Raw genomic sequence first — 14,412 nt, forward strand, 5'->3', positions numbered from 1 at the left:
ATGTTTTTGCGGGTGATCCAGAATTTAACAACGAATTGGAAAATATTGAAATTTTGAAAAGGGTTAATTTAATTACACCTGAAAATATTCATATCAATTCATTTATGTATGAACCTATTTTAGATATGGGTGATTTTGAATTAAGAGATTTATATGAAGCTGTTAAAAAATTAGTTGATGAATAAAAGCGGCTAACAATGTGTATAAGCAATGGCGGGTAAAGTACTATAAATAAAACGAATATGAATAAAATAAACAGCGGTGCGAATATGAAACAATGTGAGGAAAACCCCGCCACTGCTCATACACTTGACCGTTATGGTGCATTTTAACAGACATATTTACAGCATTTTAGACTCAAATAAGATTGCCAATAATTATTTAAATAAAGCCTTTTACGATTAGAATAGTTTGTTTAAATTTGTATCCAAATGAATACATTTTGATGAATGTATATAATTGAGAAGACAGAAGAATTTGACAAATGGCTGAGAAAACTTAAAGATTTAAGAGCCAAAGCCAAAATATTGTTTCGTATTCAAAAGATTGAGAATGATGAACACTTTGGCGACTGCAAACTTGTTGGGAATGGTATTCGGGAGTTGAAAATTGACTTTGCTAAAGGATACAGGGTATACTTTAAAGAATCTGACGGAAAAATCATTATCCTGCTTATTGGTGGAGATAAATCAACTCAGCAGAGAGACATTGAAAAGGCAAAAGAGATTTTAAAACGAATTAAAAAGTAAAGAGATGGGAACATCAAAATTTGATATAGCTGACTATTTAGATAGTAACGAGATGATTGCTGAATATCTTAATACTGTTTTAGCAGAGGGAAACGAAGCCGATGTAATTGTAGCTATTGGACATATAGCAAAATCAATCGGCATGACCAAAATTGCTCAAGAAACTGGATTAAGTAGGACAAGTTTATACAAAGCTTTATCGGAAGGTGCAAAACCTCAGTTTGAGACGATTATGAAAGTATTAAAAGCAATAGGCGGACAGATACAAATAAATCCCATGAATGCATAAAAAAACGCACCATAATATATAGGAATATGAGCGGTCGGAACGACCCAGCGATTATTCTCGGTTGAACTACATCCCGCTAGGTCTGCAGCCTGCTTTTATGGACTTTAAGTCGGTTTTTGATGTTTTTGGCAAGGGCACCCGTGGTACCGTCTTCCCGTTTTTAAGCATTTGAACTTAAGAAGTGACTGGTCGTAGTGGCTGAGAAGTTGAAAATCTGTTCCTTTTTGGCTGAAAACCTACCGTTAAGGCAATACGATGCCGAACCTCATGTCAATGAAGTTTTTAAGGGGGTGTTTTGTAGGTTACTGCAACTTCGCAAAAAGCAATGAGGGCAGATTTCCTGCGGGTGACCGTATCCTGGGTAAGGTTCTAATGACAATCAGACGACCCTCTTTGCAATGCGGACATTTGGTTAGGTCAAATCCAGTCAGCCTTAAAATGCGCTCTGAGGCCGTTTCATCGTTTTGGTCAGCTGCCATCTGTTCAATGTCGGGCTTTTCATCGGGCACAAATTGTAAATCCAGATGAAGCTTTGTAGAGTGATGATAAATGCCGAATCGTCGAATACGCACATAACCATCGGGCATTACATGCAAAGAGAATCTACGCAGAAACTCTTCGCCGGTCAGTGATACCGGTTTCTTTTGTGCCCGGTCCCGGTAGTCTTTAGCTACGAAAGTTACGTGTATTGGATCAACGTTCAAGATCCGCTGGTTGCTGATGGCAATGCGATGGGTGTATTGCCCCAGATACCTGATAACATGCTCGGCACCTGCCATAGAGGGCTCGCAATAGACCACCCACTTTTTTTGATGGGCCTTCTCTAAGCAGACTTTAAAGCCATCCATTGCAGAAAGTTTTCGCAGTTCCCTTTTTATGCTGTCCAGAAATTTGCCTTTAAAGGCAGCACTCAACTGGTGCACCGGATACAGATAATTATCATATTTGCCGATATGGCGCCATTTCCCCGACAAGGAATAACCGGCTGCCGGAACAATGCAGTGCAAATGCGGATGCAGAGAAAGGTTTTGCCCCCAGGTATGCAGCACCGCAACGGCTCCGGTTTCACAACCGTAATGTGTATAACCGAAGCTGTGCAGCACTGGAGGATGTTGTACAAAACCTTGATTTGTTTGGGGGATAGCTCACCGCTCCGCAACAAGGGTTTCACAAATTGGCGGACAATATGAGCCAATTCATGCTTGCTTTTGCAGTGCTTTTCCATAAAGGGTGTCTAAAGGGCTGTGAGGGTTTATGTGCTGGCACTGAGCAACATGAAGATAAATCATCGTAGTAGAAATGTCGGCATGGCCCAATAAATCCCTTAAGGTTACGATGTTTAATCCCTGCTCCAATAAATGCGTTGCGTAGCTATGCCGTAAGGAATGAAGATTGACACTTTTGGCAATAGAGGTCTTTTTAAGGTTCTCCCGCATTACCCAAGATAATCCTTTAACGCTGTAGCGACCGTCAGGCTCTTTGCCATTGAACAGCCAAACATGCGGGTTCTCGGCTCTGAGATACTTCTCGAGTCCAATGGCCATAGTAGGGGACAAGGGGACTATTCGGTCTTTCTTGTATTTGCTCTGGCGAATGTGGATGACCATCCGCTCAAAGTCAATATCTGATATTTTAAGATTGATGACCTCTTGCCCTCGCAATCCGGCAGAATAAATGAGCGTAAGGATTATCCGGTGTTTAAGCAGTGCAGGTGCTGCAAACAGCATTTTCAGTTCCTGCTGGTTCAGGACAATCGGCAACTTGGTGTCCTGCTTTAATGAAGGCAGGGCAATGGCCTTTTTGTTCATGCCCAACAAACGGTAGTAATACCTAAGACCGTAAACCATGTGCTTGAAACTGCTGCGCGAAGGCGCCTTGGGATCACGTGCCAAAGCAACCAGGTACTCATTGATCTCGTCTTCGCTAACCTGTTCGGGTAATTTTTCAAAATGGATGACAAACAGGGCAATGCGCCTGATGTAATTATTCAGGGTGCTGGCGCTTTGGCCACGAAGTACCACCTGATGCTCCAGCTTCACGGCCCTGGACTTGAATTCAGGGACAAGTACCATGGCACGCTCAACAATAGTTAAGCTTGTTTTCTTTCTCATAACTGCATTATTTTAAAGTGAATAATACAGATATAACGGCTTGCGGCTAGAAAGATTTGTGTTATTTTTGAAAGGAGCTATTCCGTAGGGATTTAGTTCAACATCATGTATAAAACATTGGGGTTTAGGTGGTTGCATGATATATTCTGCCCCGCATCAGTTTTTGTAGCGGTTTGACAGGTTTGTGCTTCGAATCGCCAAACGACACCATACACGTAACCGTTAGCAAGCATAAAATGCCATGACAGATAATTCTCTATCCTCAGATATAAGTGCGATCCAAATAAAGCTTCAGTACTTACATTACAAGTCCTTAAAAATAAATGAAGAAATTAACCGAATTAGATCCATAAAGTTTCCAAATCCTAAGTGTCCTGAATCTATTACAGCAAAGGGAGAGTTTTCATTTTGTGCTATTGACATAATCTCTCTGTTTGAAGGTTATAATTCACTTGCAAATAATGTTTTAAATGACAAATTTATTGCAAGAAACTTGAGACCAGATCTAAAGCTCCAAATTGAAGAAATAAAAGATCTTACAAATAATTGGAAGCATGTAAGAAATAAAATTGGTGGGCACTTGGATATCAAGATCATCAAATCCTTCTGCGATAGATATGCATACAGGGGTGTATTTATCACTGACTACCTTGAGGCAGATTTCAAAGGTGTTATTCTACTTCAAATGATAGAATCAGCTATAAATAATACATTAAGCAAATCGCATTTGTTTGAAAAAGAGATCAATTAGATCAGTTTTGAAGGACTTGAAATCTTCTTGACCAAGATCAATGAGGATTGGAAAAAGTGTTTTCAATTGTATTCTGCTCTTTTCTCATTTTTGTATGAGATTGGCAAGAATGAGAAAATGAATCAAATCGGAAGAAATGAAGGCGGAATCATTAAATTTTAAAATTTACGCTTGCTAACAGGTCGGTATATGTCATTGGCGCTCCGCACCGCGAGAACTTTCTGGCTAAAGAGGACTGCTTAGTGGTAAGCGGAGCGGCCTGCCCCGGCTCCCGCCGGGGACTCCCTCCTGGTGTCACGGTTTTTGCCAACGCGAGAACAAAAAAAACAACATCATAACCCTGCATCGCACCACGAGTGCAAAAACACGCGCCACCGCGACTCTGCGCCAACGCCACATACCGCCGAACGTTGTGCCGCATACTAGAAAAGACCTGCAATGATGTAAATAAATGAAAAAAACTCCTGATAGAAAATATAGACTTCAATCTGCAAAGGATTGGATAAAAATATATTCAGGGAATAATATTGTTAAGGGATATTCAAAAAAGTACTCCGTTGACAAAATTTGTGCAGTTAAAGAATTAAGATTGCTAGGATTTAAAATTTCGGATGAATATGAAAGACAGTTGCGTCAATCTATGGAATCACTTAAACAGCAAAGACTTGCATTTAAGAAAAAGCGAGAGAATGAATTAAATGCCTTTTGTGAAATTGAAAGTGATGAGCATTTTGCAATGATTATTGGGTATACAAGCGGAGGATATCCTTATGGAGTAACCCACGAAGAAATGGAACAAAAAGATATTGAAAAGGAATTTGACTAATTATGCCAGCAGGACAAGCACATACTACTTGGTTTCCAGAATTAAAGGATATTCTTAAGAATAAGTGGAATTCAAATTATTCCATTGAACAGCATTTTAGTTTAGTTACCGATTTGAATGAGAAATTACGCCAGATTCGGAAAGAATTGAACATTCAACCCCCTATGATGTGGTGTCCGAATTGCCAAAAACGACATCGCTCAAGATTTAATGATGTTTCAATAACAGGAATGTATTATGCCCTTAAAAGATTTGAATATTGTGATACTGATGAATTTAATAAGTTGTTAAGAGATTGGAAACAATATTCAAAATCAGAAAATGTTGATATATATGGCAATAAAAAGACTGATAAAAGGGAATTGTAAAATGGAGATTAAAATAAAGTACGTCGGCACAACACGCGTTATAGTGCATGGCTAAATCTCATATTTACTGCAAGTTTCATTCACCGTAGAGTATTCTTAACGGCCAGAAAATACATGCCAAGACGATTAGCCACGCACCATATCGCCACACGTTGTATGCAAGTGTGAAAAAGACAACAAATGGCATTATACAAATATAAAGATTGAAAAAAATGAGAAAAATCAAAACTAAAAGCATAGTTGTAATAGCTCTAATTTTAATTATAACACAAGCATATGCTAATAAAGAACCAGAGCAAAAAGATTTAAAACCTCGAATCGTTGTACTAACCGATATTGCTCCAAATGATATTGAGCCGGATGATATGGAATCTATGATTAGACTATTAGTCCATGCCGACCAGTTCGAGATAGAAGCACTGATTGCCACAACAGGTTGGAGTAATACCGGAAATGGTGAACGTATTGACCTAATTAACGATGCATTAAATGCGTATGAAAAAGACTTGCCGAATCTAATGAAAAGGTCAAATCAGAAAAAATTTGCAAACGATGAATCAAAACAGGAAATTGGCTATTGGCCTTCAGTTAATTATTTACGATTGCGAACTATATTGGGAAGCAAAAATATGGGCATGAAATTCATTGGTGATGGCAATGATTCCGATGGGAGCAATTTAATTATTCGAATGGCAGACGAGAATGACGAGCGTCCAATTTGGATTTCAGTCTGGGGTGGAGGCAATACTTTTGCACAAGCCATTTGGCGTGTACAACAGGATCGGTCACCAGAGGAGCTAAAAGCTTTCTTGAGCAAGTTTCGTATTTATACTATCACCGACCAGGACAGGCCTTGGTCAAGGGGCGACACCATTAACTATGCTAATAGTTCCCACCAATGGATGAGAAGATTTAATGAAGACCTGATGTTTTTTTGGGATGAATGCTCATGGAAGCATCAAAACGAAACAGGTGTTAATAATTGGAATGAATACGCACTTCATATTCAAAAACATGGCAACCTCGGTGCCCTGTATCCCAAGTATAAGTGGGGAGTTGAAGGAGATACCCCGGCTTTTATGCACTTTATGCCAAATGGGCTATCTAACCCGGATATCCCAACTCAGGTTAGTTGGAGTGGCTATTTTGAGTATAGTTTAGGACGCGACAGCCTTACATTTTCTTATACAAATTATACAGGTGAAGCTTATGAGATTTGCACTAAATATTTTGCGTACTTTTATCCAGCACTCTTTAACAATTTCGCCGCTCGTATGGATTGGGCTAAAGAAGGAAAAGGTAACCGCAATCCAGTTGTAAACATCAATGATGATAAAGGGATTAACCCCATTGAGATAGTTTGTAAAACAGGAGAAGAAATTAAGCTGGATGCATCTAAATCATTCGACCCTGATGGCGACCAATTGCGATATAAATGGTGGGTAATACCCGAAGCTGGAACTTATTCTGGAGAAATTGAAATTTCTAAAAGTGATTCAAGTATTGCTTCGGTTTTTATACCGACTGATGCAGCAGGTAAGAATTTTCATATTATATGTGAGGTAACCGATGATGGTGTTCATAACTTAACAAGTTACCGCAGGATAATCTTAAAATCAGAATAATTTAGTATTTGATTGTTCTTACTTTGTTGATTGATAAGTAAAAGGGTTTAATTTAAAACTTGAAATAATAATCATTGAGGAATAAACACCAGCATACAACATCGTGTATAAAACATTTGGCAGTCAGTGGTTTATCAAGCGTTTCAGCTCGTATCAAAAGTAGTTGTAACTTGATAGAAAATCGCTTCGAAATGGGATCACCAGTAAAAACCTGTGGAATTAAACTCTGTATCAAGCATTATTGTATTGTCTTTTCAACCTTGGCGTTGTAGCTTTAGTACCAACGAACAAGACCACTATGAATGCTTACATTGAATTAGCCAAGCTGATGCTCCCAGAGGAGATCAGCAAATCGTTCAGTTTAGTGAAAGTCGAAGAGGAAAAGGTTGAGCAGGACAAACGTCTTCACCTCTATCTGGAAGAACTAAACATCCCTCCGGACCATGTTGATGTGCTTAAGCCAAATGGTTTTTATCCTGAATCCTTAATGGGAGATTTTCCTATACGAGACAGGCAGGCAGTGCTTCACTTACGCCGACGGCGATGGCTTGATGCTCGAGGCCAGAGCGTTTCACGAGATTGGAGCCTGATATGTAAGGGCACCCGCTACTCCAATGAGTTTGCGGCTTTTTTAAAAGAATTTGTTGGATAAACACCCCATAACAGGGCGATCTCTTGAGCGTTATTATCCTATACAGGGCGACCAATTTGAGCGGGCCTACAAAGAGCATTTAAGTGGTTTTTCTGAGTGGTCTGATGCTGAACATGCGCAATCATGGCTTCTATTTCCTGAGAATATGGGAGCCTCTCTCAGTATCGATGAAACATCACTTTCCAGAGGAGAGCTCTACACGATAATATCAAACAAGAGTGCTCGCGGGCGCAAAGGCACCATCGTTGCTATTGTTAAAGGAACGAAGATAAACGATGTTGTTAAAGTAGTAAAGACACTCCCGTTTGAAACGCGCCTGCTGGTTAAAGAGGTCACAATGGACTTTTCTGACAGCATGCATGCCATTGTAGAAAAGTGCTTTCCGGATGCCATAATAACGCTGGATCGCTTTCATGTTCAGCAGTTATGTAATGAGGCTATGCAGGAGACCAGGCTGCAAATAAAGCGTGAGGCGCGCAAAATGGAAATTGAGAATCGAGAGCAGCACAAAATGAAGTTGCATCGGAGAATGGTCAGCAGAAAGAAAAATAAGGTTAGTAACCGTGGCAGGAAACCTAATCGCAAGAATGAAGCCTATAAACCCGAATACCTTGAAAATGGAGACACCTTATGTGAATTGGTTACACGCAGCAGATACCTTCTTATGACCTCTGCCGACAACTGGACCGAGACTCAAAAGCTAAGAGCTGAGCTTCTATTTAAGTACTTTCCAAAACTGAGAACCGCCTATAGCCTGACACACTCCTTACGCATGATCTTTTCCAACAAGATGGCAACAAAGGAGTCGGCGGCAGAGGCACTAAAGAAGTGGTATAACAAAGTGACTGATTTTGAAAATGACGCATTCAATACGGTTTCAGCAACAATCTATCAAAGAGAAAAGGAGATCTTGAACTACTTTGTTAACCGGTCAACCAATGCATCAGCAGAATCCCTTAATGCGAAAATCAAACACTTTAGGACCCAACTTAGAGGAGTCATTGATGTTAACTTCTTTCTCTACAGGTTAACTCTAATTTATGCATGAGCTAAACACATGTTTTTGCGGGTGATCCTCGAAATGCCAAACGTTTCATACACGTAAACGTTGCCAACAAGTTAAAAAGAGACAATCCCTTGTTTCCTGAGAAAGAAACTTTTATCTTTGAATAAAAAGCAAAGTGACTGAAAGATTTAAAGTTGAACTACTTGACCAAGCCATAGAGTTTCTCGACAAACTTGATGAGAAATCGCGTGATAAAGTGATTTATAATATTCACAAAGCTCGCATTGTTCAAGACAAAGAATTATTTAAGAAACTATTTGGTGAAATATGGGAATTTCGGACTATTTATAACAAAAACTATTTCAGGCTATTTGCATTTTGGGACAAGTCAGAAAAAATTGATACTGTAGTAATTTCGACTCATGGAATTATTAAGAAAACTGACAAAGTTCCAAAATCAGAAATCGAGAAAGCAGAGAGAATCAGGAAAGAGTATTTTGAACGAAAAAGCATTTAAGCCATGAAAAAGAAACCAATGAAAACAACCAGCCTTGATGTCCTGACCGACAAATATATTGGCAAAAAGGGAACCCCTAAACGAGAGAGCTTTGAAAATGAATTGAGACTTGATTTATTGGGAGAAGCAATCAAACAAGCAAGAAAAGAAAGGAACTTAACTCAAGAACAACTTGGAAAATTAATTGGTGTTCAGAAAGCACAGATTTCTAAAATTGAAAATAGTCTTACCGACGCCAGATTTGAGACCATTTTGAAAGTGTTTAAGGCGCTTAATGCAAAGATAAATTTTAACATCGAACTGCTTGACCAGAAAGTTAATATAGCCTAGACGAAGAAACATAACCTGTTGGCAACATCATGTATAAAATATTGGGGGTTTATGTGTGTATAGGCACTCCACTCCCCGTAGCAAATTTATTAACGGCAGACAGTGAGGACGCCCGCAATCCCCAACGTTTTATAGTGTGCCGAGAAGCAGAACATCGGCAAAATATTGTTCTGCATGCTGTAGTTAAGATGGTGGAAACAGTTGTAAGTTGAACCACCGGTGTCGTCTTACAGGAGAGGGCATCAAACCACCTAAAGGTGCTGTGGTAAAGAGCTATGGTGCTGAGCGTTTAGGAAAAGGCTATCCATGAGATAGTGCAGGTAAGGATATAGGAGCTGAACGAGAGTGAACCCTTGATGAGGAGTCGAGAAGTTGTACACCCAGTCAAAAGCTACAGGGCTGAGCGTTAAGAAACAGTCCAGTGGACTGTTTTAGTGAAGAGCCAGGTTGTGGGGCTGCAAACGGAGTTATAAGTATAGCGGGAGCCTGAATTATTGGCTATACGGCTGGCGTCTTTCAGAGGGCAGGAACTATATTCGGGCTTAATTACGGAACTCGGGAACCTTCATGGTAATGCCAAGGGATGAGCACAATGGGAACAACCCAGAGGCTCGAAACCGAAGTACCATGTAGGGGCGGATTGCCCCGTAGTAGCAAAGAAGCGATTGTAATGAGAGCAGAGCGAAGGGGGCAAGTTATACCGGATCATAACATTTAACAACTCGCAAGAGGATGACTTTATGGAATGAGACAAAATCGGTACCAGTAAGTAAGGACCAAGTATGGCTTGCTTATAAGAAAGTGCGCTCCAAAGCAGGGAGTGCAGGAATTGACCAAATTAGTATGGAAGAATACAATGCCAACCGGTCTGGTCACCTGTACAAACTGTGGAACCGGATGGCGTCAGGGAGTTATTTCCCGCCGCCGTTAAAAGAAGTGGAAATACCCAAGAAAGACGGCAAATTTCGCAAACTTGGTGTTCCTACTATCAGCGATCGCGTGGCACAAATGGTCGTGAAAGATTATTTGGAAGAGAGGTTCGAGAAACTTTTCAGTCCCCATTCTTATGGTTACCGCCCCGGAAAGAATGCTCATCAGGCATTGGCCGAGGTACGGAAGAATGTCAGAATTTCGGACTGGGTAATTGACCTTGATATCAAAGGATTCTTTGACAACATAGACCATGCGAAGTTGATGTTGGCATTAAAGAAACATGTAAGCGAAAGGTGGTGCCTAATGTACATCGAAAGGTGGCTTCAAACACCCGTGCAAACTAAAACCGGGGAACTGGTAATGAAGCAAGGAAAAGGAACGCCACAAGGAGGTGTAATTAGTCCGTTATTAGCAAATCTGTTCTTACATTATGCCATGGATAAATGGCTGGAGCAAACCCACCCTAGAGTCAGTTATGTGCGATACGCCGATGACGCAATACTGCACTGCAAGAGTAAATCACAAGCTGATTACGTAATGCGTAATTTGAACAAACGGATGAAGCAATGTGGGTTGGAACTGCACCCGGAAAAGACGAAGCTTGTTTATTGTAGAGACTACAGGCGACAGGGAGCGTTTGAGAACGTGAAGTTCGATTTTCTGAGCTATTCATTCCAACCTCGCACCGCAAGGTCAAAGAAGACCAGGGAACTTTTCCTTGGCTATGACTGCGCCATCAGCACGAGTTCAAAGAAACGCATAGCAGAGAAGATGAGAGAGTTGAAGGTTGAGACCCTGACACATAACAGCATAGTAGGAGTGGCGCAATTTCTGGAGCCTTATATCCGGGGTTGGATCAACTACTATGGAAAGTTCAGAATATGGGAAATGAACCCAATCTTTCAGCTATTACGGCGGAGGCTTGTGATGTGGGCACGGAAACGGTACAAGCGCTACAAAACGACTATCAACGGCACTTATGCATGGTTGGAAAGAGTGAAAGAGCAATATCCGACACTGTTCTACCAATGGAGTCTGGGATTTTCGTAATGAAGTGCATCGATTTGTATAACAAGAGCCGGATGAGCTGAGAGGTTCAAGTCCGGTTCTGTGAGAGGCTTAGGAGGAAGTTCCCTTTGCCTACTCGACCCGCCACCGTTGTGTTGCATATTAAAAGACAGATTGCTACAATGAAAATATGTTGAAAAATTACTATCAAATACTCGGATTATCGCCAGATTGCAACAAGGATGATATTAAGAAAGCATATAGAATATATGCGACCAAATTTCATCCTGACAAGCAGAATAATGACAAATTTTTTGAAGAGAGATTCAAAGAGATAAAAGAGGCTTACGACATTTTAATTGATGATAGTAAAAGAGCACAATTTGATTCTCAATACAAAACATCAAATTATTCATCTTCTAATTTCAATCAATATAGAAATAAAAGCTCTTCGGTTGATGATTTACTAAGTGAACTAGAAAGAAAGGATAGAGAAAAAAAACAAAAAGAAAGGAATAAACGAAAAAAAGTCTTTTACACTAGTAAGGATTTAGTTTTAAATGGATTATATGTAAATTGTGACGGTCGCAGTTACGAACTAACTGATTATGATAAATCAACAATAAGAAAAGATGATAACTCTAGTTTTGTATTTATCGGTATCGTTATGATTATAATTGGGATAATTACAATTGCTTTCTTTATAGGTATATTTTTACTATTGTTTGGTATATATGCACTATTTTTTCGTGAATATTATGTTGTTCTAATTGGTAAACAAGGAGATATACCATTGATTAAAGGGCGCAAGGCAAAAATGAGAAAGATTTCAAGACTTATTAATAGAGCGATTGAAGAGAATGATAAATGAAATACGCAACACAACAAACAATATAACCAATGTCGGTCGCAGTGGTGGCTTGAAAGCGTCTGCCCCGCTCAAAGTTTTGTAACGGTTGACAGTGATGTCGCCCGCAAACCGCCACTGGTTATATTGCAAACCGTTAGCGGTCATGCTAAAACAACACCCAAAACAATAGATTAACAAACAAAAAATATGGAACACTCAGAGCATAATCATACCGAAAGCACCCACACACATAACCACCATTCCGAACACAGTGGCTCTGGACACGATAAACACGCAGGACATAATATTGCCGATTTTTGGAAGCGATTTGTAATCTGTTCGATTGTGTCCATTCCTGTACTTGCCTTGTCGCACATGATACAGCAGTGGTTAGGATTTGAAGTCACTTTTGAAGGCGACAAATATGTGTTAGCCCTTCTTTCCACTTTCATATTCTTATATGGCGGTTACCCTTTTCTAAAAGGGCTGTATGACGAAGTAAAAGATAAGGCCATTGGTATGATGACACTGATTGGCGTTGCAATTACAGTTGCCTGGGCTTACAGTGTTGCTATCACTTTTGGTTTGCAGGGTATGGACTTTTATTGGGAAATGGTGACTCTGATAGACATCATGCTCATTGGCCATTACTTTGAGATGAAGTCGGTTATGGGTGCTTCTCGCTCATTGGAATTGCTCGTAAAAATGATGCCTTCCACTGCACACCATATTAAGGACGGGAACATTCACGATATGCCGGTCAGTCAATTGAAAATTGACGATATGGTACTGGTGAAGCCGGGCGAGAAAGTTCCGGTAGACGGTATAGTAATAGAAGGGGAAAGTTATGTGGACGAGAGTATGCTCACAGGTGAGAGCAAACCTGTAAAGAAAGAAAAAGACAGCAAAGTAATAGGTGGGGCAGTAAATAGTAATGGGTCTTTAACCATTAGAGTGGTAAGCATTGGAAAAGACAGTTACCTAAACAAAGTAGTGAAACTCGTTGAAGATGCACAAAAAATAAAATCCAAGACACAAAACTTTGCCGACCGTGCCGCAAAGGTTTTGACTTTCGTTGCCCTGGGCGGTGGTGTCATTACGTTTGTTGTTTGGTTGCTGTTAGGGTTTCCTTTTGTATTTGCATTGGAAAGGATGGTTACGGTAATGGTTATTTCCTGCCCGCATGCCTTAGGTTTGGCAGTGCCTTTGGTGGTTGCCATTTCAACATCCATTTCTGCACAAAAAGGTTTGCTCATTCGCAACAGAACTGCTTTTGAAAATGCTCGATTGATAACAACCATTGTTTTCGACAAGACAGGAACACTTACAAAAGGTTCTCATGAATTGCAGGAAGTGAAGGTATTGGGTAATGGATTTGATAAAAACGAATTACTCCGTTTGGCATCAGGTGTTGAACAACATTCTGAACATTATATCGCTGCGGGTTTTTTGCGAAAAGTAAAGGAATTGAAAATCAAAATTCCAAAAGCAGAAAATTTCAATTACTTGCCTGGAAAAGGATTAGAAGGAAATGTGGAAGGAAAAGAAATAAAAGTAGTCGGACCAAATTACCTGAAAGAACAAAACATTAGCGTGACCGATACAACCAATGATTTTACAGGAACAGTTGTTTATATTCTGATTGACAAAGAAGTAGCAGGATATTTTACCTTCTCTGACCAAATTAGGGAAAGCTCTTTTGAAGCCATTCAAATATTAAAAGAAGCAAGTATTAAAAACTTGCTTCTTACTGGGGACAATGAAAAAGTAGCCAAGAAAGTGTGTGATGAATTGAAAATGGACGGCTACATAGCCAACGTATTACCTCACGATAAATTAGAGAAAGTAAAAGAATTACAAACCAAAGGGGAATATGTTGCCATGACAGGCGATGGAGTGAATGATGCACCTGCACTGGCACAAGCAGATGTGGGAATTGCTGTTGGTTCAGGAACAGATGTGGCAGCAGAAACAGCAGACATTATACTTGTAAACTCCGACCCAAAAGACATTGCCAACCTGATATTATTTGGTAAGGCTACGTATAATAAAATGATACAAAACCTCTGGTGGGCTGCGGGTTATAATATACTTGCAATCCCTTTAGCAGCAGGTGTATTATACAAGTGGGGATTTATGTTAAGTCCTGCAATTGGTGCTGTTTTGATGAGTTTAAGCACTATTGTAGTAGCAATAAATGCACAGCTATTAAAAAGACGACTGACATGAGAAAATCAAGTTACATAGACGCAGAAAAGAAGCACGAACCGCTAACAGGCGTTTGGCTCAATGGCGGGTGACGTGGTTAATTGAACATTGTACCTCGCATCAACTTTTGTGGTGTATTGACAGTTTTGTGCTCCGAAACCCGCCACTGCGCCAAGCGCCAAAACGATA

The 14,412-nt window shown here is 40.0% G+C and carries 15 protein-coding genes and 1 pseudogene; 14 read left to right on the forward strand and 2 right to left on the reverse strand.

What is annotated here, in order from left to right:
- The first annotated feature begins 35 nt into the window (after positions 1 to 35).
- The 3 genes from M9189_RS05995 to M9189_RS06005 all read left to right on the forward strand — a co-directional run bounded on the left by M9189_RS05995 (position 36) and on the right by M9189_RS06005 (position 1,038).
- Positions 36 to 185, forward strand: a complete 150-nt coding sequence (locus M9189_RS05995) for a hypothetical protein (protein ID WP_250725390.1) — start codon at positions 36 to 38, stop codon at positions 183 to 185.
- A gap of 264 nt (positions 186 to 449) precedes the next feature.
- Positions 450 to 749, forward strand: coding sequence for a type II toxin-antitoxin system RelE/ParE family toxin (locus tag M9189_RS06000; protein WP_250725391.1), 300 nt, complete (start codon positions 450 to 452; stop codon positions 747 to 749).
- Between the two features lie 4 nt (positions 750 to 753).
- The gene (locus M9189_RS06005; RefSeq protein WP_250725393.1) at positions 754 to 1,038 is read left to right on the forward strand and encodes an addiction module antidote protein; all 285 of its coding nucleotides are present in this window, start codon (positions 754 to 756) and stop codon (positions 1,036 to 1,038) included.
- A 302-nt stretch (positions 1,039 to 1,340) separates the two neighbouring features.
- On the opposite strand, the pseudogene M9189_RS06010 reads toward M9189_RS06005, so the two are convergent.
- A pseudogene (locus M9189_RS06010) lies at positions 1,341 to 2,263 on the reverse strand (IS91 family transposase).
- A complete protein-coding gene (locus M9189_RS06015) occupies positions 2,235 to 3,149 on the reverse strand; it encodes a tyrosine-type recombinase/integrase (protein WP_250725397.1) in 915 nt (304 codons plus the stop codon). Before M9189_RS06015 ends, M9189_RS06010 begins: the two are co-directional and overlap by 29 nt.
- Before the next feature lie 241 nt (positions 3,150 to 3,390).
- Between M9189_RS06015 and M9189_RS06020 the strand changes: the two genes are divergently transcribed.
- From M9189_RS06020 to M9189_RS06070, 11 genes are all read left to right on the forward strand, one after another.
- Complete coding sequence (locus M9189_RS06020; protein WP_250725398.1) at positions 3,391 to 3,900, forward strand: hypothetical protein; 510 nt, start codon at positions 3,391 to 3,393, stop codon at positions 3,898 to 3,900.
- A 451-nt stretch (positions 3,901 to 4,351) separates the two neighbouring features.
- Positions 4,352 to 4,726, forward strand: coding sequence for a hypothetical protein (locus M9189_RS06025; protein WP_250725400.1), 375 nt, complete (start codon positions 4,352 to 4,354; stop codon positions 4,724 to 4,726).
- A 2-nt stretch (positions 4,727 to 4,728) separates the two neighbouring features.
- The gene (locus tag M9189_RS06030) at positions 4,729 to 5,094 is read left to right on the forward strand and encodes a hypothetical protein (RefSeq protein WP_062129131.1); all 366 of its coding nucleotides are present in this window, start codon (positions 4,729 to 4,731) and stop codon (positions 5,092 to 5,094) included.
- A 212-nt stretch (positions 5,095 to 5,306) separates the two neighbouring features.
- Entirely contained in the window at positions 5,307 to 6,719 is a 1,413-nt protein-coding gene (locus tag M9189_RS06035; RefSeq protein WP_250725402.1) for a nucleoside hydrolase-like domain-containing protein, read from the forward strand.
- Between the two features lie 298 nt (positions 6,720 to 7,017).
- Positions 7,018 to 7,371, forward strand: coding sequence for an ISAon1 family transposase N-terminal region protein (locus tag M9189_RS06040; protein ID WP_088656172.1), 354 nt, complete (start codon positions 7,018 to 7,020; stop codon positions 7,369 to 7,371).
- The gene (locus tag M9189_RS06045) at positions 7,364 to 8,419 is read left to right on the forward strand and encodes a transposase (protein WP_250723317.1); all 1,056 of its coding nucleotides are present in this window, start codon (positions 7,364 to 7,366) and stop codon (positions 8,417 to 8,419) included. The genes M9189_RS06040 and M9189_RS06045 overlap by 8 nt, the downstream gene beginning before the upstream one ends.
- Positions 8,420 to 8,552: 133 nt before the next feature.
- A complete protein-coding gene (locus tag M9189_RS06050) occupies positions 8,553 to 8,894 on the forward strand; it encodes a type II toxin-antitoxin system RelE/ParE family toxin (RefSeq protein ID WP_250725404.1) in 342 nt (113 codons plus the stop codon).
- A 3-nt stretch (positions 8,895 to 8,897) separates the two neighbouring features.
- A complete protein-coding gene (locus tag M9189_RS06055) occupies positions 8,898 to 9,224 on the forward strand; it encodes a helix-turn-helix transcriptional regulator (protein ID WP_250725406.1) in 327 nt (108 codons plus the stop codon).
- Positions 9,225 to 9,956: 732 nt separating this feature from the next.
- Positions 9,957 to 11,207 carry a group II intron reverse transcriptase/maturase gene (gene ltrA / locus M9189_RS06060; RefSeq protein ID WP_250725407.1) on the forward strand — a complete coding sequence of 417 codons (1,251 nt, stop codon included), beginning with the start codon at positions 9,957 to 9,959 and terminating at the stop codon, positions 11,205 to 11,207.
- Positions 11,208 to 11,355: 148 nt separating this feature from the next.
- The gene (locus tag M9189_RS06065; protein WP_250725409.1) at positions 11,356 to 12,036 is read left to right on the forward strand and encodes a DnaJ domain-containing protein; all 681 of its coding nucleotides are present in this window, start codon (positions 11,356 to 11,358) and stop codon (positions 12,034 to 12,036) included.
- Positions 12,037 to 12,222: 186 nt separating this feature from the next.
- Entirely contained in the window at positions 12,223 to 14,244 is a 2,022-nt protein-coding gene (locus tag M9189_RS06070; RefSeq protein WP_250725411.1) for a copper-translocating P-type ATPase, read from the forward strand.
- Positions 14,245 to 14,412: the final 168 nt, after the last annotated feature.

Source organism: Xiashengella succiniciproducens (assembly GCF_023674465.1).
Taxonomy (GTDB): Bacteria; Bacteroidota; Bacteroidia; order Bacteroidales; family Marinilabiliaceae; genus Geofilum; species Geofilum succiniciproducens.

What these genes read in the sequence shown, in the direction of transcription:
- M9189_RS06055 (WP_250725406.1), top strand. Translation starts at nt 8,898, where the DNA reads ATGAAAAAGAAACCAATGAAAACAACCAGCCTTGATGTCCTGACCGAC.
- M9189_RS06025 (WP_250725400.1), top strand. Translation starts at nt 4,352, where the DNA reads ATGAAAAAAACTCCTGATAGAAAATATAGACTTCAATCTGCAAAGGAT.
- M9189_RS06000 (WP_250725391.1), top strand. Translation starts at nt 450, where the DNA reads ATGTATATAATTGAGAAGACAGAAGAATTTGACAAATGGCTGAGAAAA.
- M9189_RS06065 (WP_250725409.1), top strand. Translation starts at nt 11,356, where the DNA reads ATGTTGAAAAATTACTATCAAATACTCGGATTATCGCCAGATTGCAAC.
- M9189_RS06020 (WP_250725398.1), top strand. Translation starts at nt 3,391, where the DNA reads ATGACAGATAATTCTCTATCCTCAGATATAAGTGCGATCCAAATAAAG.
- M9189_RS06040 (WP_088656172.1), top strand. Translation starts at nt 7,018, where the DNA reads ATGAATGCTTACATTGAATTAGCCAAGCTGATGCTCCCAGAGGAGATC.
- M9189_RS06005 (WP_250725393.1), top strand. Translation starts at nt 754, where the DNA reads ATGGGAACATCAAAATTTGATATAGCTGACTATTTAGATAGTAACGAG.
- ltrA (WP_250725407.1), top strand. Translation starts at nt 9,957, where the DNA reads ATGACTTTATGGAATGAGACAAAATCGGTACCAGTAAGTAAGGACCAA.
- M9189_RS06070 (WP_250725411.1), top strand. Translation starts at nt 12,223, where the DNA reads ATGGAACACTCAGAGCATAATCATACCGAAAGCACCCACACACATAAC.
- M9189_RS06030 (WP_062129131.1), top strand. Translation starts at nt 4,729, where the DNA reads ATGCCAGCAGGACAAGCACATACTACTTGGTTTCCAGAATTAAAGGAT.
- M9189_RS06015 (WP_250725397.1), bottom strand. Translation starts at nt 3,149, where the DNA reads ATGAGAAAGAAAACAAGCTTAACTATTGTTGAGCGTGCCATGGTACTT.
- M9189_RS06035 (WP_250725402.1), top strand. Translation starts at nt 5,307, where the DNA reads ATGAGAAAAATCAAAACTAAAAGCATAGTTGTAATAGCTCTAATTTTA.